Origin of the sequence: Raskinella chloraquaticus (SeqCode) (assembly GCF_021731865.1) — a bacterium.
Lineage (GTDB): Bacteria > Pseudomonadota > Alphaproteobacteria > Rhizobiales > UBA4765 > Raskinella > Raskinella chloraquaticus.
Genome location: NZ_JAKFWN010000004.1, coordinates 44,899 through 65,622, shown reverse-complemented (window position 1 = coordinate 65,622; position 20,724 = coordinate 44,899). Strand labels below are relative to the sequence as shown.

General features: G+C 61.5%; 24 protein-coding genes. 13 read left to right on the top strand and 11 right to left on the bottom strand.

Annotation, left to right across the window (positions count from 1 at the left end; all coding sequences use genetic code 11):
* Positions 1 to 31 precede the first annotated feature (31 nt).
* The 6 genes from ACINK1_RS01910 to fabA form a co-directional block, all read right to left on the bottom strand.
* Positions 32 to 916 carry a carbohydrate ABC transporter permease gene (locus ACINK1_RS01910; protein WP_376801814.1) on the bottom strand — a complete coding sequence of 295 codons (885 nt, stop codon included), beginning with the start codon at positions 914 to 916 and terminating at the stop codon, positions 32 to 34.
* Between the two features lie 72 nt (positions 917 to 988).
* The gene (locus tag ACINK1_RS01905) at positions 989 to 2,347 is read right to left on the bottom strand and encodes an ABC transporter substrate-binding protein (RefSeq protein WP_376803770.1); all 1,359 of its coding nucleotides are present in this window, start codon (positions 2,345 to 2,347) and stop codon (positions 989 to 991) included.
* A 237-nt stretch (positions 2,348 to 2,584) separates the two neighbouring features.
* A complete protein-coding gene (locus tag ACINK1_RS01900; RefSeq protein ID WP_376801762.1) occupies positions 2,585 to 3,913 on the bottom strand; it encodes a folylpolyglutamate synthase/dihydrofolate synthase family protein in 1,329 nt (442 codons plus the stop codon).
* On the bottom strand, positions 3,910 to 4,728 hold the full coding sequence (gene fabI, locus ACINK1_RS01895) for an enoyl-ACP reductase FabI (protein WP_376801764.1): 819 nt from the start codon (positions 4,726 to 4,728) through the stop codon (positions 3,910 to 3,912). Before fabI ends, ACINK1_RS01900 begins: the two co-directional genes overlap by 4 nt.
* A gap of 151 nt (positions 4,729 to 4,879) precedes the next feature.
* Entirely contained in the window at positions 4,880 to 6,103 is a 1,224-nt protein-coding gene (gene fabB / locus ACINK1_RS01890; protein ID WP_376801765.1) for a beta-ketoacyl-ACP synthase I, read from the bottom strand.
* Between the two features lie 46 nt (positions 6,104 to 6,149).
* Positions 6,150 to 6,674, bottom strand: a complete 525-nt coding sequence (fabA, locus tag ACINK1_RS01885) for a 3-hydroxyacyl-[acyl-carrier-protein] dehydratase FabA (protein WP_376801766.1) — start codon at positions 6,672 to 6,674, stop codon at positions 6,150 to 6,152.
* A 194-nt stretch (positions 6,675 to 6,868) separates the two neighbouring features.
* Here fabA and irrA point away from each other — a divergent pair, with 194 nt between their 5' ends.
* Positions 6,869 to 7,375, top strand: coding sequence for an iron response transcriptional regulator IrrA (gene irrA, locus ACINK1_RS01880; protein ID WP_376801767.1), 507 nt, complete (start codon positions 6,869 to 6,871; stop codon positions 7,373 to 7,375).
* Positions 7,376 to 7,384: 9 nt separating this feature from the next.
* Here irrA and ACINK1_RS01875 read toward each other — a convergent pair whose 3' ends face one another.
* Positions 7,385 to 7,930 carry an SH3 domain-containing protein gene (locus tag ACINK1_RS01875; RefSeq protein ID WP_376801768.1) on the bottom strand — a complete coding sequence of 182 codons (546 nt, stop codon included), beginning with the start codon at positions 7,928 to 7,930 and terminating at the stop codon, positions 7,385 to 7,387.
* A 174-nt stretch (positions 7,931 to 8,104) separates the two neighbouring features.
* Here ACINK1_RS01875 and ACINK1_RS01870 point away from each other — a divergent pair, with 174 nt between their 5' ends.
* Together ACINK1_RS01870 and ACINK1_RS01865 are read left to right on the top strand one after the other, a co-directional pair.
* Positions 8,105 to 9,103: a D-glycerate dehydrogenase gene (locus tag ACINK1_RS01870; protein ID WP_376801769.1), complete on the top strand. Its 999-nt coding sequence runs from the start codon at positions 8,105 to 8,107 to the stop codon at positions 9,101 to 9,103.
* 161 nt (positions 9,104 to 9,264) lie between these two features.
* Positions 9,265 to 9,852, top strand: a complete 588-nt coding sequence (locus ACINK1_RS01865) for a hypothetical protein (protein WP_376801770.1) — start codon at positions 9,265 to 9,267, stop codon at positions 9,850 to 9,852.
* Positions 9,853 to 9,869: 17 nt separating this feature from the next.
* On the opposite strand, the gene moeB is transcribed toward ACINK1_RS01865, so the two are convergent.
* Positions 9,870 to 10,625 carry a molybdopterin-synthase adenylyltransferase MoeB gene (gene moeB, locus ACINK1_RS01860; RefSeq protein WP_376801771.1) on the bottom strand — a complete coding sequence of 252 codons (756 nt, stop codon included), beginning with the start codon at positions 10,623 to 10,625 and terminating at the stop codon, positions 9,870 to 9,872.
* Positions 10,626 to 10,771: 146 nt separating this feature from the next.
* On the opposite strand from moeB, the gene ACINK1_RS01855 reads away from it, so the two are divergent.
* From ACINK1_RS01855 to ACINK1_RS01845, 3 genes are all read left to right on the top strand, one after another.
* Positions 10,772 to 11,650, top strand: a complete 879-nt coding sequence (locus ACINK1_RS01855; protein ID WP_376801772.1) for a PHB depolymerase family esterase — start codon at positions 10,772 to 10,774, stop codon at positions 11,648 to 11,650.
* An 8-nt stretch (positions 11,651 to 11,658) separates the two neighbouring features.
* The gene (locus ACINK1_RS01850; RefSeq protein WP_376801773.1) at positions 11,659 to 11,985 is read left to right on the top strand and encodes a hypothetical protein; all 327 of its coding nucleotides are present in this window, start codon (positions 11,659 to 11,661) and stop codon (positions 11,983 to 11,985) included.
* A 97-nt stretch (positions 11,986 to 12,082) separates the two neighbouring features.
* Positions 12,083 to 13,267, top strand: coding sequence for an aminotransferase (locus ACINK1_RS01845; RefSeq protein WP_376801774.1), 1,185 nt, complete (start codon positions 12,083 to 12,085; stop codon positions 13,265 to 13,267).
* On the opposite strand, the gene ACINK1_RS01840 is transcribed toward ACINK1_RS01845, so the two are convergent.
* The 3 genes from ACINK1_RS01840 to ACINK1_RS01830 form a co-directional block, all read right to left on the bottom strand.
* A complete protein-coding gene (locus ACINK1_RS01840) occupies positions 13,251 to 13,988 on the bottom strand; it encodes a biotin--[acetyl-CoA-carboxylase] ligase (RefSeq protein ID WP_376801775.1) in 738 nt (245 codons plus the stop codon). The genes ACINK1_RS01845 and ACINK1_RS01840 overlap by 17 nt on opposite strands.
* A complete protein-coding gene (locus ACINK1_RS01835; protein WP_376801776.1) occupies positions 13,969 to 14,853 on the bottom strand; it encodes a sulfite oxidase heme-binding subunit YedZ in 885 nt (294 codons plus the stop codon). Before ACINK1_RS01835 ends, ACINK1_RS01840 begins: the two co-directional genes overlap by 20 nt.
* A gap of 94 nt (positions 14,854 to 14,947) precedes the next feature.
* Positions 14,948 to 15,994, bottom strand: coding sequence for an Mrp/NBP35 family ATP-binding protein (locus ACINK1_RS01830; RefSeq protein WP_376801777.1), 1,047 nt, complete (start codon positions 15,992 to 15,994; stop codon positions 14,948 to 14,950).
* 147 nt (positions 15,995 to 16,141) lie between these two features.
* Here ACINK1_RS01830 and hisB point away from each other — a divergent pair, with 147 nt between their 5' ends.
* The 7 genes from hisB (at position 16,142) to coaA (ending at position 20,714) form a co-directional block, all read left to right on the top strand.
* Positions 16,142 to 16,735 carry an imidazoleglycerol-phosphate dehydratase HisB gene (gene hisB / locus ACINK1_RS01825; RefSeq protein ID WP_376801778.1) on the top strand — a complete coding sequence of 198 codons (594 nt, stop codon included), beginning with the start codon at positions 16,142 to 16,144 and terminating at the stop codon, positions 16,733 to 16,735.
* Positions 16,732 to 17,130 carry a DUF2628 domain-containing protein gene (locus ACINK1_RS01820; protein ID WP_376801779.1) on the top strand — a complete coding sequence of 133 codons (399 nt, stop codon included), beginning with the start codon at positions 16,732 to 16,734 and terminating at the stop codon, positions 17,128 to 17,130. The genes hisB and ACINK1_RS01820 overlap by 4 nt, the downstream gene beginning before the upstream one ends.
* A gap of 3 nt (positions 17,131 to 17,133) precedes the next feature.
* A complete protein-coding gene (gene hisH, locus ACINK1_RS01815; protein ID WP_376801780.1) occupies positions 17,134 to 17,784 on the top strand; it encodes an imidazole glycerol phosphate synthase subunit HisH in 651 nt (216 codons plus the stop codon).
* Entirely contained in the window at positions 17,781 to 18,515 is a 735-nt protein-coding gene (gene hisA / locus ACINK1_RS01810) for a 1-(5-phosphoribosyl)-5-[(5-phosphoribosylamino)methylideneamino]imidazole-4-carboxamide isomerase (protein ID WP_376801781.1), read from the top strand. The genes hisH and hisA overlap by 4 nt, the downstream gene beginning before the upstream one ends.
* Positions 18,515 to 19,306: an imidazole glycerol phosphate synthase subunit HisF gene (gene hisF, locus ACINK1_RS01805; protein ID WP_376801782.1), complete on the top strand. Its 792-nt coding sequence runs from the start codon at positions 18,515 to 18,517 to the stop codon at positions 19,304 to 19,306. The genes hisA and hisF overlap by 1 nt, the downstream gene beginning before the upstream one ends.
* 84 nt (positions 19,307 to 19,390) lie before the next feature.
* A complete protein-coding gene (locus ACINK1_RS01800; protein WP_376801815.1) occupies positions 19,391 to 19,714 on the top strand; it encodes a phosphoribosyl-ATP diphosphatase in 324 nt (107 codons plus the stop codon).
* Positions 19,715 to 19,754: 40 nt separating this feature from the next.
* Positions 19,755 to 20,714 carry a type I pantothenate kinase gene (coaA, locus tag ACINK1_RS01795; RefSeq protein WP_376801783.1) on the top strand — a complete coding sequence of 320 codons (960 nt, stop codon included), beginning with the start codon at positions 19,755 to 19,757 and terminating at the stop codon, positions 20,712 to 20,714.
* Positions 20,715 to 20,724 lie beyond the last annotated feature (10 nt).

The following is a 20,724-nucleotide window of genomic DNA, read 5'->3' as shown; positions in this document are numbered from 1 at the left end:
TCTCCAAAGACTGATCTGCCGTCTGCGTCTTTCACGATTTGGCCTCGGCATCGCTCTGCGCCAGGCGGCGCACCATGATGATGATGAGCGGCAGGACAAAGGGCATCGCCACAATAATCGAGGCAATCCCGAGATCGAGCTTGTCGATGCGCAGATAGCGCACGCCGAGCGTTGCCAGCACATGCGTCTGGTCGGCCGGCCCGCCACCGGTGAGGAGATAGACGCTGTTGAAATCACCCAGCGTCCAGATCATCGAGAGAAAGGTCGAGGTGATGTAGAGGCCAGCCAGCGAGGGCCAGGTGATGTGGCGGAACTGTTGGAGCCGCGAGGCGCCGTCGACCGCTGCCGCCTCGTAGAGTTCGTGGGGAATGGCGAGCCTGCCGGTGATGAGGATCAGCGTCCAGAACGGCAGCGATTTCCAGATATGGGTGAAGATGGCGGCGGCAAAGGCAAAATGCTTGTCGGTCAGCCAGGGCGGCCCGTCCTGCCCTGTCCACTGGAAAATCTGGGCGTTGAGAATGCCCCATTCAGGATGGAGAAAGAGACGAAGGCTGAGGATCGTCGGGATCGATGGCATCGCCCATGGCAGAAGAAACAGCAGCAGCACAAATTTGACCATCGGGCGCTGGACGACAAAAAATCCTGACAGTCCGAGCGCCAGCAGGAATTTGAGATTGACGCCGACAAGCAGGAAGATCGCCGTGTTCTTCAAGGCGGTAAAGAAAACGGGATCACGAAAAAGCTCTATATAGGCCTGTGGTTTCAAACCGAGATAAAAGCCGTAAAGGACGGGATAAACAACGAAGACCGCGAAAACCAGAATAAAGGGAAAGACCATCGCCAGCGCCCAGATGGCGCGCGTGTCGGCCATCCACGGTGTGGGGCGGGCAAGCGAGGGCGAGGAGAGGGCGGCGATCGTCATCGGCTGTCCCTTCGAAGGGTCGCATGATCGTCGGGCCGCCGGCGATGGCGGCCCGACGGAATTGAATCAGCCAGCGATTTCCTTGATGCGCTTGATCATCTCGTCAACCGCGACATCTGGCGAGACCTTGTCCTGCATGACGCGCTGCATGGCGCGTGCCCAGGCGTTTTCGGCGTTCACCTGGGTGAAGCGGAAATTATAGACGAACTGAAACGGCACGGTTCCTTCCGAGAACTGGCGGTGGACCACGGCGCGATGCGGATCGCCCGCGTTCCAGAACGGTGATTTGGTGCTCTCAACCGTCACCGGATACCAGCGCCCGAGCGAGCCTTCGACGAAGGGCCGCAGATTTTCCTCCTGCATGAGGAAGGCGAGGAATTCCTTGCCCTTCGCCTTGTTCCTGGCGTCAGCGAAGACAACGGCCGTCTTGGTTGCCGCGAGATTGGGGATGACGCTGCCATCGGGGCGGTTCGGCCATTTGGTGGTGGCGATCTTCTTCTCGTAATTCTCCTTGGCGTTCGCCCGCTGCTCGGGCGTCAGTGCCGCATTATTCGAATCATCCAGCCATTTCGCTGCAATCGAGATGGTGGCGTTATGCGTCATCACCGTCTGCTTGGTGTGGAAGGCGTTGTTATTGTCAGGATCCTTCCACGACAGCGAGGAGGGTGGCGTGCAGGATTTGGCATTGATCGAGGTATAGAATGTGAGCGCTTCGATCATGGCAGCGCGGTTCTTGGGTTGATCGAGGACGATTTTGCCATCCTCATCCACGACTTGCGCGTTATAGGCGGATGCGACCATGAGGAAGGAATAGAAGGTGTCGGAGGCCTCGATGCCGAGCGGATGGCCGATGGCATAGATGCGCTGACCCTTGGCGCGCAGCGCCGGCTGGACCTTGTCGCACCAGAAATTCCAATAGCCGCTCCAGTCGGTCGGAATATCGCTTTCCTTGAAGCCGGCATCGGTCAGCATGTCGCGCCAGTAATTGATATGGATGGTCTGGCGCTGGATCGGCATGGCGAAATAGGATTTTTTCTTGAGCTTGTCGTTATAGAGCCAGGTGGTGGCAAGGGCGTCCGGCACGAAAGCCGATTTCATCGGATTGACGATATCCGAGAGATCTTCGAGCCTGCCCTCATAGGCCCATTTACCGGTGGTGCGGAAATCATAGGTGGTGCAGAAGCCAAGATCAGGCGGCGTTCCCGCTTCCACCGCGCCTACCGATTTGGTGACGCAATCCTCGGTCGAATAAAGAGAGATATCGACCTTGATGCCGGTTTTCTTCTGAAATTTGTCGACAGCTGCGAACAGAGCGTCATCCTCGGATTTATAAAACCCTTTGGTGAACCAAACGGTGATGGTTTCCTGGGCTTGCGCCAGTGCCGGCGCCAGCGACAGGATGGATGCTAGTCCAAGTGCAATCATGCGATGTGATGACAATGCTGTATCCTCCCCTCGTCGTCTGTCCTTGTGGTTGCGCCTTGAGTGATGGCGCCCCGGACAGTTCCTGAGCGGATGTTCGCCTTGCGGAAGGGAGGAGTCAACCAAGCCTTGGGCGCACCAATTGATGTTGCGCCCTTGTGATGGGGCGGTTGCGCGCAGGGCATCAACCCGGCCTGGCCGATTCCGCCCTTTTGACATGTATTGACCCGCGTTTTCGGACTAGCGGGGCGCCATGGCGTTACGCGTCAGAACTTTTCCGGCCAGATAGAGCGAGCCGCAGACGAGGATACGTGGTCCGTCTGCACTGCCGGCTGTGGCCTGAAGCGCCTGGTCGAGCGTGTCGCAGGGGCTGGCATCAAGGCCGGCCAAGCGGGCGGCGGCGGCGAGATCATGAGCGGACATCGCCAGCGCCTCATCAGGAATGGTCAGCGTCAGTACCTTGCGGGCAAGCCCCGAAAAGGGCACGAAAAATCCCGCCGCATCCTTCGTCGACAGCATGCCGCAAATGAGCAGAAGCGGCTTTGGCACCCGCTCCTCAAGATCGGCAAGAGCGGTTGCCAGCGCCCGCCCGGCATGGGGATTGTGACCGCCATCAAGCCACAGCTCCGCCCCCTCCGGCAGATGCGCCAGCAAGGGTCCGGCGCTCAGGCGTTGCAGGCGCGCCGGCCAGTCGACACCGGCCAATCCTTGTTCGAGCGCCGTGTGTGCGATAGTGGGCATGAATGCCCGCACCGCCATCAGGGCGGCGCCAGCGTTCTCGAACTGATGGCGACCGACAAGGCGCGGCGCCGGCAGGTCGAGAAGGCCATCTTCGTGATGGAGCACGAGGCGCCCGCTCTCCTCCGCCGAGGTCCACTGCTGGCCCGATATGCGCAAGGGGGCGGAAAGCCGCGCGGCTGCCCGTTCGATGACGGCAAGCGCCTCATCCTCCTGCTGGGCGATGATGGCAGGGCGGCCGCGTTTGAGGATGCCGGCCTTCTCAGCGGCAATCAGCGCCAGCGTGTCGCCAAGATAGGCTTGATGATCAAGGCCGATGGGGGTGATCACGCTCACGGCCGGCGAGGTGATGACGTTGGTGGTGTCAAGCCGGCCACCAAGGCCGACCTCGAGGATCAGCGCATCGGCGGGCGTTTGCGAGAAGAGGAGAAAGGCCGCCGCCGTCGTAATCTCGAAGAAGGTGATGGGCGCCCCTGCATTCACCTCTTCGCAACGGGCAAGAGCGGCGATGAGAGCCTCATCGCTCACCAGTGCGCCGGCAAGGCGGATGCGCTCGTTGAAGCGGCAGAGATGGGGCGAGGTATAGACATGAACCGTCTGCCCTGCGGCTTCGAGAATGGCGCGGCAGAAGGCGCTGGTCGAGCCCTTGCCGTTGGTGCCGGCGATATGGATGGTGGGCGCCACGCGCTCATGGGGCGAGCCGAGCTTTACGAGCAGGCGATCAATGCGCTCCAGCGACAGGTCGATTGATTTCGGGTGAAGACCCAGCAGGCTTTGCAAGACGGCGTCCAGCGAGCCGCCGGAGCGTTCAGGCGCGGTGTGGTTGCTCATCCCGCATCTTCATCCATGCCGGCCTTCAATTCGTCGGGGCGGGGCATGGAAACGATGTTGTAGCCTGAATCGACAAAGTGGATTTCGCCGGTGACGCCGCCGGCAAGCGGCGAGAGGAGATAAAGCCCGGCGCCGCCGACTTCGTCCAGCGTCACGGGGCGGCGCAGCGGGGCATGGCGGCCCTGGAAATTATACATGAAGCGGGCGTCAGCTATGCCGGCGCCGGCGAGCGTGCGCACGGGCCCTGCCGACAGCGCGTTGACGCGAATACCGCGTGGGCCGAAATCCGCTGCCAGATAGCGCACGGACGCCTCAAGGGCTGCCTTGGCCACGCCCATGACGTTATAATTGGGCGATACCCGCGTGGCGCCGCCATAGGTAAGCGTCAGCATGGCGCCGCCCGGTGCCATCATCGCCTCGGCGCGCCGGGCGATCTCGGTGAATGAAAAGCAGGAGATGACGAGGGTGCGGATGAAATTATCGCGCGTGGTATCGGCGTAGCGGCCTTTAAGTTCGTTCTTGTCGGAAAAGGCGATGGCGTGAACGAGAAAATCGATCTTGTCCCAGCGTTGGCGCAGCGTTGAAAACATGGAATCAACAGAGGCGATATTCTCGACATCGCAGGGCAAGACGAGATCGGAGCCGACGCTTCCGGCGAGCGGTACAACGCGTTTTCCCAGCGCCTCGCCCTGATAGGTGAAGGCAAGCTCGGCACCCTGCGCCGCGCAGGCCTTTGCGATACCCCAGGCGATCGAATGGTTATTGGCAACGCCCATGATCAGGCCGCGCTTATTGTGCAGAAGAGGCGATGTCATAGATAGCTGCCCTTCACTCAGCCGGCCCGCAGCCCGGGTGGTTTCGGCAGGTGCCGTCACCGGAACAATTTCGAAATCGACCGGATCGCTCCAGCCAAGCACCCATTCCTAAAGCATGCACATCATCGCACCCCATCACCTGGAAGCGTTCTCACGCCTCCAACCGCTTCAACAGCAGCGTGGCATTGGTGCCGCCAAAGCCGAAGCTGTTCGACATGACGACACCAAGGCCGGCATTGTCGATCCGCTTTCTGACGATCGGCATGTCGGCCACCGCCGGATCAAGCTCGTCGATATGGGCGCTCTCGCAGATGAAATCATTGTTGAGCATGAGGAGCGAATAGATCGCCTCCTGCACACCGGTCGCCCCCAGCGAATGGCCGGTCAGCGATTTGGTGGCCGAGATTGGTGGCGATTTGTCTCCAGAGCCAAACACTTCGCGGATGGCTTCGATTTCCTTCAGATCGCCCACCGGCGTCGAGGTGCCGTGCGGGTTGATATAGTCAACCCTGCCGCCAAAACCGGCAAGCGCCTGGCGCATGCAGCGCACCGCGCCCTCGCCTGAAGGTGCCACCATGTCATAGCCATCGGATGTCGTGCCATAGCCGGCGATCTCGCCATAGATGCGGGCGCCGCGCGCCCTGGCGTGTTCAAGCTCTTCCAGCACGACGACGCCGGCGCCGCCCGCGATCACAAAGCCGTCACGGTTGACGTCGTAGGCGCGGCTGGCGGTCGAGGCGCGATCATTATATTTCGACGACATGGCGCCCATGGCATCGAAAAGCGCGGAGAGCGACCAGTCAAGCTCCTCGCAGCCGCCGGCAAACATCACGTCCTGCTTGCCGTACTGGATCATTTCGGCCGCGTTGCCGATGCAGTGATTGGAGGTCGCGCAGGCTGACGAGATGGAATAATTCACACCCTTGATCTTGAACCAGGTCGCCAGCGTCGCTGATGCGGTGGATGACATCGCCTTGGGCACGGCGAAGGGACCGATGCGCTTCACCCCCTTGGCACGCGCGGTGTCGACAGCCTCAACAAGCGCATGGGTCGAGGGGCCGCCTGAGCCCATGATGATGCCGGTGCGCTCATGGCTGATATCGCTTGTCTCAAGCCCGGCATCACGGATGGCCTGATCCATGGCCACATGGTTCCACGCCGTGCCGCCGCCATGAAAGCGCATGGCGCGACGGTCCACCATTTCCTCGGCATTCAGTGTCGGGCGGCCGCTCACCTGGCTGCGAAATCCCATCTTCGCCTGCTCGGCATCGAATGCGATGCCCGATTTGGCCTCGCGCAGGCTTGCCAGCACTTCCTGGGTGGAATTGCCGATGGAAGAGACGATACCCATCCCGGTGACGACGACGCGCCGCATGACTTCCCTCTCTCTACCGCAATAAATCCGAATGCGTGTCCGCCGCTCAGACCGGCTGGGCGGCTTCGTCGCGGAACAGGCCCACCTTCATGTCGCTTGCCCGATAAATGATCTGGCCATCGGCCTTGAGCCAGCCATCGGCTATACCGAGGACCAGCTTCGAGCGCATGACACGCTTGAACTCAACACCGTATTCCACAAGCGTCATGGTCGGAAGCACCTGGCCGGAAAATTTGAGTTCTCCCAGCCCCAGCGCGCGACCGCGTCCGGCAGCCCCGAGCCAGCCGAGAAAGAAGCCTGTCAGCTGCCACAGGGCATCCAGTCCAAGGCAGCCTGGCATCACCGGATCGCCCTTGAAATGACAGGGAAAAAACCACAAATCGGGATGGATATCGAGCTCGGCGCGGATCATGCCCTTGGCATTGGCGCCACCGGTTTCGGAGACGTCGGTTATACGGTCAAACATCAACATCGGCGGCAAGGGCAGCTGGGCATTGCCTTCGCCGAACAATTCCCCGCGCCCGCAGGCGATGAGGTCGTCATAGGCAAAACTCGTCTTACGTTCGCTCATCGAGCGGCCTTTCCAGCGGTGCTTGTTGCTGCGTGTGTTAACATAAGGGGTTGGCTGCTGAAAGCGGATTGACGACGTGGTATTTCCTGGCGGCCAGCCGCCGCTTTCATCGCGCGCGTGCTGACACCGTCGCAGGCGGTTGCTATCGCGGCCCATCACCACTAAATTAAGATTCCAGCCTTATGAGGACGGAAATGACGGCAGACGGCTCCAATGACGGTATGGCTCACGCGGGTTGCGAGACATCGCGCAACGTCCGTTCATGGCGCCCCGACCCCAGCGTCCAGGATATTTCGGGCCGCCTGCGCAGCGCCGGATTGCGTCCAACCCAGCAACGTCTGTCGCTTGCCAGATTGCTGTTTGCGCAAGGAGACCGCCATGTATCGGCTGAAATTCTTCATGCGCAGGCTCGCAATGCGCATATCCCTGTATCGCTGGCAACGGTTTACAATACGCTGAACCAGTTTACCGAAGCGGGATTGCTCCGCGAATTGTCGGTTGATGGCGCGCGGGCCTATTTTGATACCAATACGGCTGATCACCATCATTTCATCATCGAAGGTGGCGGCGTACTCGATGTCCCCCAGGACAGCATTGCCATCACGGCATTGCCGGAGCCGCCGGAGGGGATGGAGATCGTCCGGGTCGATGTGGTGGTGCGCTTGCGCAAAATCCGGCGGCGCACCGGTGCGCGTAGCTGACGTTTGACGTCATTCCGGAAGTTTTTCGCCAGGATAAACTCCCCACAGCGTCTCCTGTTTCATGTATCCGTCGACGTCATTGACCGTGATGCGGCACCAGACGCCATCACAAGTCTTGAGGGATACGAGGACGCCTGATTCGACGCGCGCCTTGACCTCGCCTGCGCCCGGGCGCGTCATCAGATCGATGGTCTTCGCCTTTTCCCACGGCGCCACCAGCCCCGTGCGCCGTTTCGACAGCCGCCCTTGCGAAACCCAGCCTTCCGATCCATCAGCATCACGGATACGTCGCCAATTGTCGAATTCCGCAGTGATTTCAACCGGCAGGCCGGCGCGCGTGAATGTCCAGACCAAGGGATGTTCCTTGCTCGGTCCGCGCTGGACTTCGACCTTGTCGGTGCGCAACGACACAAATCGTGGCACCGGCAATTTCGATGACGCGCCAACCGATTGCTGGGCAAGAGCCGGCACGGTCACGACCCCCGCGATCACCACCAGGATCGCGAGCAGGATCGAGCGCAAACGAGGGATGAAAATCGATGTTTTAAACGGCATTGCTTTCCGCTGATCCGGGTCTATTCAAAGGCGGTGCCACCAAGCTTTGCCACCAAGCGACCTTCTGATAGGAACAAGCGCCATTCGCAAGGGTGGTGGAATGCGGCACAATGCGGCAAGCTCGGTTAATAGGCTATAAATCCGCTGACGATGAGCGGAACAGAAGAGGGAACGATGCCAAACAGAAAAAAGCCTCTGGTGGTGGTGACCCGCAGGCTGCCTGACGTGGTCGAGACGCGCATGCGCGAATTGTTCGACACGCGCCTTGCCGACAGCGAAACGGCGATGACGCCGGGAAAACTGCTGGAAGCTGCGCGCACGGCCGAAGTGCTGGTGCCGACCGTCACCGATCGCATCGATGCGAGTTTCCTGGCTCAGGCAGGCGATTCGCTGAAGCTCATCGCGAATTTCGGCAATGGTGTCGACAATATTGACGTCGACACGGCCATGAAGCGCGGTATCACTGTCACCAACACGCCTGGCGTGCTGACGGAGGACACCGCCGATATGACGATGGCGCTCGTTCTTGCCGTGCCGCGCCGCGTGGCCGAGGGTCTTGGCGTGCTCGACCAGGGGGAGTGGACCGGCTGGTCGCCAACCTGGATGCTGGGTCACCGCATCTGGGGCAAGCGGCTCGGCATTCTGGGCATGGGTCGCATCGGCCAGGCCGTCGCCCGCCGGGCCAAGGCGTTCGGCATGTCGATCCACTACCATAACCGCCGGCGTGTGGCAGCGGCGCTTGAGGAAGAGCTGGAGGCGACCTATTGGGATAGCCTCGATCAGATGCTGGCGCGCATGGATATCATATCCGTCAACTGTCCGCACACGCCCGGAACGTTCCATCTTCTGTCGGCGCGCCGCCTCAAATTGCTGCGCAAGGACGCCTACATCGTCAATACGGCGCGCGGCGAGATCATCGACGAGAATGCGCTGGTGCGGATGCTTGAAGCAGGCGAGATCGCTGGCGCCGGCCTCGACGTTTTCGAACACGAGCCTGCGGTCAATCCCAAACTGTTGCGGCTGGCGCGCACCGGCAAAGTGGCGCTGTTGCCGCATATGGGATCAGCGACGCTTGAGGGGCGCATCGAAATGGGGGAGAAGGTCATCGTCAACATCAAAACGTGGATGGATGGCCACCGCCCCCCTGACCGCGTTCTGCCCAGCATGTTGTGAGGCCGAAAAAGCACGCCCGTTAAGGAAAATCTCAAGGCTGTGTGCGAGAGATTGCGGTGCGCGCCGCCTGCTGGCAGTACCAGCTGCAGGCGGAAATATGGGCCGTGCGGCTTATTGACAGGCATGTGCGTGCGCCATCAGCCCAGGCGGGATCAGGCAGAATGCGGTCGGGAATAGCGGGTCATCGTTTGGCGGCGGGTGCGGTTATCGTGCTGCTGGCAGGGCTTTGGCTGTCACCTGCTGGAGCACAGCTGCGTCTGACGCCCGGCGACGTGCCGCAATCCGCCCTTGAGACACCATCAGCCCGGGCAGCACCGAAACGCTCCGATGGCGCCAACAGGAAAGCGAAGGCCACCCGGGACCAGACACAGGCCTCGTTGAATGGCGAGGTGCCGACGGCGGGCGAACAGGTGCCGCCGGCAGCGGGTAATTTCCCCCGCCGTTTGCCGCAAGCCGAGCTGAAAACGCGGTTTTTCAACGGCGTGCCGATTATATCGCGCGGGCGTGGCTCAACAGCCTTGTTCACCCTGGTCTTCAACAAGGACGGTGTGATCGAGCGGACGGACGCCAAGGGCGACAAGGTGACCGGCAAATGGAAATTTGCCGGGGACGCCTATTGCTCGCGCTGGACGGGTGAGAAAAAAGACACGTGCTACACCGTCGTCGAGGACGGCGAGATCATCAAAATCGTGTTCTTCACCCGCGCCGTGGCGACATGGGCGCTCAGCGGTACCCCTCCCTCACCGTAGCAGGTGTCAGGGGAGGTTTAGCCGTAAGCGATTTCCTCGATCCGCATTCCCATCAGGTCGATCAGAAGCAGGCGCCCGGCCAACCCCTCGCCGATCAGCAGGATTTCCTTCAGCACTTCCATCGCGGCCATGGTGCCGACAACGCCTGTCAGCGTGCCCAGTAGACCCGCCTCGGCGCAGCTCGGCACGGTGCCGTCGGGGGGCGGCAGAGGAAAAATATCGCGATAGCCGGGAAAGAAGCGACCGTCATCACGTCGGGCGAAGGGTTTCAGCGTCGTCAGCGATCCCTCGAACCGGCCGACGGCGGCACTGACGAGGATCGCGTGGTTCCTGGCACAGGCGTCAGCCAGGGCATAGCGCGTGGCAAAATTATCCGAGCCATCGACAATGATATCATGGCCGGCGACCAGCGCGGGGGCGTTTGCCGCGTCCAGCCGCACGGGTTTCGTCTCGACGTCCACATACGGATTGATGCGGGCCAAAGCGGCACGGGCGCTGTCGGTTTTACGGCGGCCGACATCTTCGGTCGCATGGATGATCTGGCGCTGCAGATTGGACAACGACACGCTATCATCATCAATAATGGTGAGATGGCCGATTCCGGCAGCTGCCAGATAAAGGAGCACGGGCGCGCCGATGCCGCCGGCGCCAACGACCAGGACGCGGGCTTTTTTCAAGCGCTGCTGGCCAGGCCCACCCACTTCACGCAAGACGATATGGCGGGCGTAACGCTCGATTTCCGCCGGGCTGAGGAGGTTTGGCACCTCATTCATGAGACAATCCATTCGCTGTGGCGCCATAGCCATGGCAGTTTAGGCGACAATGAGAGGTGCGAGCAATCGAGAGATCGTGATTGTTTTCTTCTTCTCCCTGGCGCCGTCAGCGGCTAGCACCAGTCCAAACAGCCAAGGACAGTTCCATGCTTCGCCTTGCTCTGCTGATCTTTGCCCTGGTTGCCGGCTTGTCCACGGCAGGCCTTGCCTGTGGCTCGTCTTCGCCCTGCCGCGTCAAGGACGGGCGCTATCTGGTGCGCCCGCCGGCTGGCTGGGACGGGACATCGCGCCTGCCGATGATCGTCCACTTCCCCGGCTACCAGATGACGGCGGATGACATGATGCACGACAAGGACGCACTCGCGGTCTTCGACCGGCTGGGCATTCTGGTGGTCGCGGCCGAGGCGCGCGGCCTGGTGTGGAACCTGCCGGCCTTCGGTGAGCCGCGCCAACGCAATGAATTTGCCTATATCAGCGCAGTACTTGACGATGTCGAAAAGCGCTTTCCCATTGATACGATGCGGGTTCTGGCCTCCGGCTTTTCGCTGGGGGGATCGATGGTATGGTACATGGCCTGCGAGGGACCAAGTCGGTTTACCGCTTTTGCAGCCGTCTCCGGCGCCTTCTGGGTGCCGGAACCGAAAGCCTGCCGGAACGGACCGGTTCATCTCATGCATATTCACGGCCTTGCCGATGATACGGTGCCGGTGAAGGGGCGCTTTATCCGCCCGGGGCTTCATCAGGGAAATGCCTATTCCAGCCTCGATACGCTGCGGCGCATCAATGGCTGCACGATTGCGGCGGGGAGAGACGAGCGCGTGCGGCTGTCAGGCGGGCCAGAGGGTGTCAATTGCCGCACAGATACGGCCTGTGGCAGCGGTCATCGCCTCAAGGCCTGTTTTCATGACGGCGGACATTACATCAGTGGCAGCTGGTATCAGGACGCATGGGATTTTCTTGAAAATGCGCTAAGGTCGCGATCAGGTGGAAGGCCACCGGATGCTTCCGGTGCCGCACCAGGATAGAGGCTTCAATGACATTGTCCGATTATTTCCTGGTTCCCTATGTCGTGGCACAACGTTTGCCGTTGCTGTGGTGGGAGGCGCTTGGCTTCGTGCCCAAGGGCCGCTCGGAAAGCGAGCGTATGGTGAGCGAGAAAGTGGACGCCTTCGCCGAGGGCGTGGCAGCAATCCAGAAGGAAATGGTGCAAACGTCGATGGATATGGGCGCGGCGATGATGAGCGGGCGCTCCTCGCTCCAGCCTGCCCTGCGGGGGGCCGAGCGCGCGGCGCGCGCCGCCATGGAGCCCAGCGGGCGGACGCTGCGTGGCAATGCACGCCGGCTTGGCAAGAAGCGCTAGGCGCTCGGGCCATCGGCAGCCGGGCGGGCAGAGCCGGCGGACACATGTGACATCTGCCTGCGGATTTGCCCATAAACCTCTGTGATTGCGCTAATCGATGAGTTTGACACCTCTCAATCCCTGGCTTGCGGCTGTCGCCAGCCCGCCGATACCTGAAGCCAAATCATGGCTTGCGGCCTATGATGGGCGCGCCGGGGAGCCGCTTGATCTGTCGCAGGCGGTGCCGGCCGATCCGCCGCCACCTGCATTGCGTGATCGGCTGGCAAAGGCTGCTGGCGATAGTACCACGGCCGCCTACGGACCGATCGCCGGCGACATGATCCTGCGCGAGGCTTACGCTGATCACGTCAACGGCCTTTACACCAGCCAGCTCACGCCAGAGGACGTGGTGATCACGGCTGGCTGCAATCTTGCCTTTGTCATGGCGGCGATGACGCTTGCCAGGGCCGGTGACAATCTCATCCTGCCCACGCCATGCTATTTCAATCACGCGATGGCGCTGGGAATGCTGGGCATCGAGGCGCGCGTTCTTGCCTGTCCGCCGGAGCAAGGTTTCGTCCCGGATGCGGGCGAGGCTGAAAAACTCATCGACCGCTCGACGCGGGCGATTATTCTGGTCACGCCCAATAATCCGACAGGGGCCGTCTACCCCCCGGCGATCATCGAGGCGTTCGCTGATCTGTGCGAGCGGCGCGGACTGACGCTGGTCATTGATGAGACCTATCGCGATTTTCTGGCCGACGAGGCGCTGCCGCCGCATCGCCTGCTTGCGCGCGACGCCGGGAAGCGGACCCATGTCGTCCAGCTTTATTCCTTCTCCAAGGCATATGGCATTCCCGGGCATCGCCTTGGCGCCATGGTGGTGCCCGAGCATTGGCGCAGCGATCTGGGCAAAGTGTTGGATACGCTCCAGATCTGTCCGCCGCGCCCCGGTCAGATCGCCTGCGCCTGGGCAATCGGTGCGCTCACCAGCCACCGCTTGCGCAACCGCGATGATATTCTGCGCCGCGCCATTGCGTTCCATGATGCGTTTGCGCTGCTGAAAGACTGGAAAATAGGGTCAATCGGCGCTTATTTTGCCTATGTCCGTCACGGTTTTCCTCATCTGTCGAGCGAAGAGGTGGCGCGGCGCATGGCGCTGCAACAGGGCGTTCTGGCCCTTCCCGGCACTTATTTCGAGCCGCGCGATCATGGCTATCTGCGCTTTGCGTTTGCCAATGCCGATGCCGAGCGGATCGCCACCCTGCCGGCGCGCCTTTCCGCCCTCACGGCGATGGCGTGAGCGTGGGGAAGACGTCACCGGCGGCAAAGCGAACGAATGCGCCATCACATTCAAGGCACAGGCATCCCTCCTCGTCGATCCCGATGAAATTGCCGTGGCGCGGCGCTGCACTGCTGGCGCCGATGGTGAGAGGATCACCGGGGCGATGACTCTTTTTCAGATACTCAGCGCGGATGGGGGTAAAACCGTCGGCTAGCCAGCGTTCAATCATCTGCTGCAGATGGGCTGCCAGCCGGCTTGCAAACGCCGAAGGCGCGAGGAGGCCGGTGCGATGGGCACCCACATGCGTCGCGGGATAAAGTGTATCGGGCGGGTGCGAGGCGAGATTGACCCCGATGCCGATGACGAGAAAGGGCGCAGCGGCGCCCGCCTCGATGAGGATGCCGCCGGCCTTGGCGTTGGCGATCAGCACATCATTCGGCCATTTGATGCGCACATCCGCGCCGTCGTCGATATGGTCTTCCACGGTGGTGGCAAGTGCCAGGGCCACCGCAAAGCCTGACAGCCAGGGGCGGCGCCATTCGCCCCGCTGATCCTTGGGCACAATAAAGCTCACATAGAGGTTGCCGGGCGGGGACGTCCATGATCGCGCCTGGCGGCCGCGGCCGGCGTGCTGCAGGTGCGCCGTGATCATCGTCCAGCCGCGGACGGCGCCGGCGGCGATCAGGCGCTGGGCCTCGGCATTGGTCGAATCGACGCTTTCAAGCGCGATGTGGTGCATGGCGTCGTGCCGGTCGCTCCGGCTCGGCAAAACAGGCGCGGGCAAACGCCAGCACCGCCACCAGGGCAGCGCTGGCGAAGGTCCACCAGCCGGGGCGGAAGGTTGACAGCGGATCGAGGTTTGATTCGAGGACCAGCCAGAAGGAAATACGTCCACCGCTGGCGTACCAGCCGGCCTCGGCCAGCATGGTCAGGACGCCGGATAGAACAGCTACACCAAGGAGCGTCGGGAATTTCAGCGGCAGGCCGATATCATGCGCAAGGCGGTAGAGCATGAGCGCGGCAAACAGACCCAGCATGAGGCAGGCTTCGCTGACATCGAGCTTTGACTGCAGCAGGAAATGCAGAAGAACGATGAGGATCGCCGGATAGATCAGGCGATGAATTTCGTTCCAGCGCACGGAGCCAAGACGCTTCAGTGCTCCATCATTCGAGGTTGCGCCTTGAACGAGGAAGATGACAAGCGCGATGGTACCGAGGCCGAGATAGAAGCGATGGACGATTTCGCTCAGGACAAAGACAAGATCGAGGCTCTGGTCGATCACATAGATCACAACGTGGATCAGCGAATAGGCGAGCACGGTCAAGCCCAATTGCCGGCGCAGCACAATAAGCCGAGGCCAGGCAAAAATCCGGCGAAACGGCGTGATTGCCAGCGTCACCGCCAGAAACCGCGTCGCCCACAGGCCGGTCTCGTGGTTGAGCGCGGTCAGCGGCTTGGTCCCGAGATTATCGGTTGCGTAGGCGTAAGCGAGCCAGCAAGCGGGCAGCAGCGCACCAATAAAGCAGGCAAGCTTCAGCCATGACAGCCGGCCGGCCCGATCAGTCCAGGGAGCAAGATCGATGAGCGCGAAACGGCCGGGCATTACAGGGCCTCCCTGGCGGGCCGACAGGTCAACGAGGCGATAAACCGTGAGCCGGGATGGAACAAGGGGGTGGCCAATTTTGGGCGCTCGAGGATCATATGCGCGCAGCGAGCTTTGCCCACAGACGCGCGGCGATGGCACCATAGGCCGCCGCGTGCGGTCCATCGGGATCGGCAACCACGCTGGGCGCCCCGGCATCGGCAGCAACACGGATTGCCATGTGCAACGGTATCTCGCCGAGGAAATCGAGACCGAGCTTTTCCGCTTCCCGCTGCGCCCCGCCATGACCGAAAATATCGCAGCGAGAGCCACAGGCGGGGCAGATGAAGGTCGACATGTTTTCAACCAGGCCGAAAACCTTGACGTCAGCCTTGGCAAACAGCGTCAACCCCTTCCTCGCGTCGATCAGGGCAAGGTCCTGGGGTGTTGAGACGATAATGGCGCCATCGAGCGGCATTTTCTGCGCCATGGTGAGTTGCGCGTCGCCCGTTCCCGGCGGCATGTCGACGATCAGAACGTCAAGGTCGCCCCAGGCGACCTCGCGCATCATCTGGGTGAGGGCTGAATCGATCATCGGGCCGCGCCAGATGAGCGGGCTTTCCTCTTCCACCATGAAACCGATCGACATCACTTTAAGCCCGTGCGCCTCGATCGGCTTCAGCATTTTGCCGTCGATGAATTCCGGCTTCCGGCTCACCCCCATGAGGCGCGGCACCGAGGGACCATAGATATCGGCATCGACGAGGCCAACCGCCAGGCCCTTGCGGCGCAGCGCAAGCGCGAGGTTGGCGGCAAGCGTCGATTTGCCAACGCCGCCTTTGCCGGACGCCACCGCCACCATATGGCGAACGCCAGGAATGTCGCGCGCTGACCCTTGCGCGCGCGGCGCTGATGCCGTTTTTTCTGCCGTCAAAATGACCAGCGCCCGCGTAATCCCCGGCAATGCGAGCAGAGCTGCTTCGGCAGCCTTCTGCACGTCGGCGAAGGCTTTTGCTTCGGCTGCCGCAATGCGCAAGGTGAGGCGGATGGTGGCGCCGTCAATCACCAGCGATTCGATGCGCTCATTGCTGGTCAGCGCGTGGCCGGCGGGATCTTGGATCTGTGACAGCGCCTGTTCGACCGCCGCCCTGGAAAGGGTCATGTGTTGTCCGTCGCCGTTTGAGAACCGGGGAGGGTGTTTCCCTTACCCGAGTTCGACCGGCGCTGCCAGACGATATGGCGGGATGGCGGTATAGCCTCGCACGCCTGCGCCTGATAAAGGGACACAAAGACGTCCAGAGTGAGACCCATGCGGCAGGCAACGATTACCCGCACGACCAAAGAAACCGATATCCGCGTCGAGGTGAACCTCGATGGGGCGGGCGCGTGTGAAGTGGTGACAGGGGTCGGCTTTTTCGACCACATGCTTCACCAGCTGGCGCGCCATGGCGGGTTTGATCTCAAAATCACCGCCAAGGGTGATCTTCATATCGATGATCACCATACGGTCGAGGATGTCGGCATCGCGCTTGGGCAGGCGGTGCGCCAGGCGCTGGGCGATATGCGCGGGTTGACGCGCTATGGTGAAGCCTCGGTGCCGATGGATGAAGCTCTCACGCGCACGGCCATCGACGTGTCGGGCCGGCCGTTTCTGGTCTTCAACGTCAGCTTCCCGGCGGCCAAGATCGGCAGTTTTGACTGCGAGCTGGTGCGTGAATTCTTCCAGGCGTTCGCCATGAATGCGGCGATCACATTGCACATCGACAATGTGCGCGGCAGCAATGCCCACCATATTGCCGAGGTGACGTTCAAATCGGTAGCACGCGCGTTGCGGATCGCAGTGGCGCGTGATCCGCGGCTGGGCGACACCCTGCCGACGACCAAGGGCAGGATCGGCGCATGAGGCCGGGCATCTATACTGTGCATGCGCCTCTGGGGATTGCACCGTCGGCGGAAAAATTCGTTTTTGTCCGCGAAGGTTTTTCGTTCCTTGCATTTATTGCCCCGCTCGTCTGGCTCGTCGTCTACCGCGTCTGGCGCCCGCTTGTGGTTTATGTCCTGGTGGTCGCTTGCCTTGCAGCGGGTGAATATTTTCTGGGTGTTGACAGCAATATCGCGCTCGCAACCTCGCTCCTCATTGGTCTTTACTTCGGCTTCGAGGCAGCCGCATTGCGCCAGGACACGTTGCGCCGGCGCGGCTTTCTCCATGTGGCCAGCGTTGTTGGCAACAGCCGGATTGAAGCGGAGCAGCGCTATTTCACGCTGTCGCCGCCAAGCCAAGCCGGCATGACAGGCTGAGCCTTGCGTATCGCCCTCATCGATTATGGAGCCGGCAATCTGCGCTCGGCGGAAAAAGCGCTCGCGGTGGCTGCCCGGTCGCTTGGCCAATCGCTGGACATTCGCGTCACCAGCGATCCTGACGACGTCATGAAGGCTGAGCGCATTGTCCTGCCAGGTGATGGCGCGTTCGCCGATTGCCGGGAAAACCTGCTGGCGATTCCAGGCCTTGATCAGGCGCTTGAGGAAAGCGTGCGTGCGCGCGGGCGACCGTTTCTCGGCATCTGCGTGGGCATGCAGCTTCTGGTCGATGTGGGGTTGGAAGCGCGGCTGACGCCGGGACTTGGCTGGATCGGAGGCACGTGCGAGGCGATCAAGCCTGGCGATCCAACCTTGAAGGTTCCGCATATGGGCTGGAACACCCTGAGCCAGCACCGCCCCCACCCCCTGCTCGACGGGTTGAAACTGGGTGAGGACGGGCATCACGCTTATTTTCTCCATGGCTATCACGTTCTGCCCAGCGCGGTGCAAGACATCGTGGCAAGTGCTGATTATGGCGGGCCGATCACCGCCATCATCGCGCGTGACAACATGGTTGGCACCCAGTTTCATCCCGAGAAAAGTCAGGTTCTGGGGCTTTCTCTCCTCGCAAATTTCCTCAAGTGGGCCCCATGATCCTTTTTCCGGCTATCGATCTCAAAGGCGGCCATTGTGTACGTCTCAGAGAAGGCGAGATGGCGAGTGCCACTATCTTCAATACCGCGCCGGCCGCGCAGGCGGCGAGCTTTGCTGCTGACGGGTTTTCATGGATCCATGTGGTTGATCTTGATGGCGCCTTCGCCGGTCGCTCGGTCAATCGCGCCGCTGTTGATGCCATCATCAAGGCAACCAGCCTCAACGTGCAGCTTGGCGGCGGCATCCGTGATCTTGATGCCATCGCCGGCTGGCTGTCGGCTGGTGTCACCCGTGTCATTCTTGGCACGGCGGCTGCCCGCGACCCCGCGCTCGTCATCAAGGCCTGCGAGCTTTATCCCGGGCGCATCGTCGTTGGCATCGATGCCAGGGAGGGTATGGTCGCGGTCGCCGGCTGGGCGGAAACAACGGCCTTGAGCGCGACGGAGCTGGCGCAGCGCTTCGCGGATGTTGGGGTGAGTGCCATCATTTTCACGGATATCGGCCGAGACGGGCTGCTGACGGGCCTCAATCTGGCGGCAACACGGGCGCTGGCGGCGACAACAAGGGTCCCGGTGATCGCTTCCGGCGGGCTTGCGGGCATGGCTGACATCGAGGCGCTGTGCGCGCCTGAAAACGCCTGCCTTGCCGGGGCGATTGCCGGGCGGGCGCTCTATGATGGCCGGCTGGCGGCGCGCCAGGCCCTGGCGCGGCTTGGCAAAGGCGCTGCGTGATGCTGAAGAAGCGCATTATCCCCTGTCTCGACGTGAAGGATGGCCGCGTCGTCAAGGGCGTCAACTTCGTCAATCTGGTGGATGCCGGGGACCCGGTTGAAGCGGCCCGGGCCTATGATGCGGCGGGGGCGGATGAGCTGTGCTTTCTTGACATTACGGCCAGCCAGGAGGGGCGCGGCGCGCTGCTTGATGTGATCGAGCGAACGGCCCAGGCCTGTTTCATGCCGGTGACGGTTGGCGGGGGGGTACGCGAGCTTTCCGACATCCGCGATCTGATGCTGGCTGGGGCTGACAAGGTGTCGATCAACTCAGCCGCCGTGCGCGATCCATCACTTGTCGGGCGGGCGGCAGACAAATTCGGTGCGCAGGCGATTGTTGTCGCCATCGATGCGCGCGCGGTTCAGGCGGCCAATGCGGCACCGCGCTATGAGATTTTCACTCATGGCGGGCGTCGTGCCACCGGGCGCGATGCGGTGGCGTTCGCCCGGGAGGTCGCGAGGCTCGGTGCCGGTGAAATTCTCCTGACGTCGATGGACCGCGATGGTACCGGCCGCGGGTTTGACCTTGAGCTTACCCGACAGGTGGCCGATGCGGTGAGCGTCCCCGTTGTCGCGTCGGGTGGTGTCGGGGCGCTTGACCATTTTCTTCTCGGGCTTACGCAAGGCCATGCACAGGCCGTTCTGGCGGCATCGGTTTTTCACTTCGGCACGTTCACCATAGGACAGGTGAAAGCCTATCTGGCCGTGCATGGTGTGCCGGTGCGCATTGACAAAATCGACCATGAGCGTTGAATTCATCGTCAGTGGTCTAGATGAGTCGCGCCACCTCATGGAGGGTCGCCGATGACGCAATTGGTAGTCAACACACAAAGCGATATGTCCGCGCATGGTCTCGACCGGCTGGCGGCGATCATTGCCGAGCGCGCGCGCGATGGCGGGGCGCAGTCCTATACGCGCCGGCTCATCGACAAGGGCCTGCCCAAGATCTGCAAGAAACTTGGTGAAGAAGCGGTCGAAGTGGTGATTGCCGCCCTTGCCGAGGAGCGACCAGAGCTGGTTGGCGAGATCGCCGATCTCCTCTACCATCTGCTGGTGATGATGCAGGTCAAGGGTATTACATTGGCAGAAGTCAGCGCCCTCATCGAAGGGCGTATGGTGCAATCCGGGCTTGAAGAAAAGGCGGCGCGCAAGCAACCTTGAAGCGGGCACTGCGCCAGGTTCAGAGGCGTCTGGAGAGCGTATGGATCAGATCACCGGCGATGATTTATCACCCTACCGCATATTCTCGTCGGCGGAATGGTCGCAATTGCGCGCTGATACGCCGATGACGCTGAGCGCGGCCGAGGTGGAGAAGCTTCGCTCGGTCAATGACCAGATTTCGATCGAGGAGGTGGAGCGGATTTATCTGCCGCTGTCGCGCCTGCTGTGGCTCTATGTCGCCGCAACCCAGCAATTATTCTCGGCAACCGCCCGCTTTCTCGGCGATCAGGGCAATGAGGGCAAGGTGCCCTATCTCATCGGCCTTGCCGGATCGGTGGCGGTTGGCAAGTCGACCACGTCGCGCCTGTTGCAGGCGCTGCTGGCGCGCTGGCCAACGACGCCCAAGGTCGATCTGCTGACGACGGATGGATTCCTGTTCCCCAACGACGTCCTGCGGGCTGAAAGCAGTCTTGAGCGCAAGGGATTTCCCGAAAGCTACGATACCAAGCGTCTCCTGCGTTTCCTCTCCGACATCAAGGCGGGCAAGCGCCACGTCAAGGCACCGGTCTATTCACATCTCCTCTATGACATCGTTGCCGAGGAAACGAGCGAGATCGACCGCCCTGATATCCTCATCGTCGAAGGTCTCAACGTGCTGCAATATTCCCGCCCTGCTCATGGCGGGCGCACGATGCCTTTCGTCTCTGATTTCTTTGATTTCACCATCTATGTCGATGCCGATGAAGAGCAAATCCACGACTGGTATGTGGAGCGCTTCATGCGCCTGCGTGAAACGGCCTTTCGTGATCCGCGCTCGTATTTTCACCGTTACGCCGAAATGTCGGAGGGCGAGGCGCTGAAAGCGGCAAACCGCCTGTGGGGCCGCATCAACCTGCCAAACCTGCTGGAAAACATCCTGCCGACACGCCAGCGCGCCGATCTCATCCTTACCAAGGGCGCCGATCATTCGATTGATCGGGTGGCGTTGAGAAAACTTTAACGATATCAAT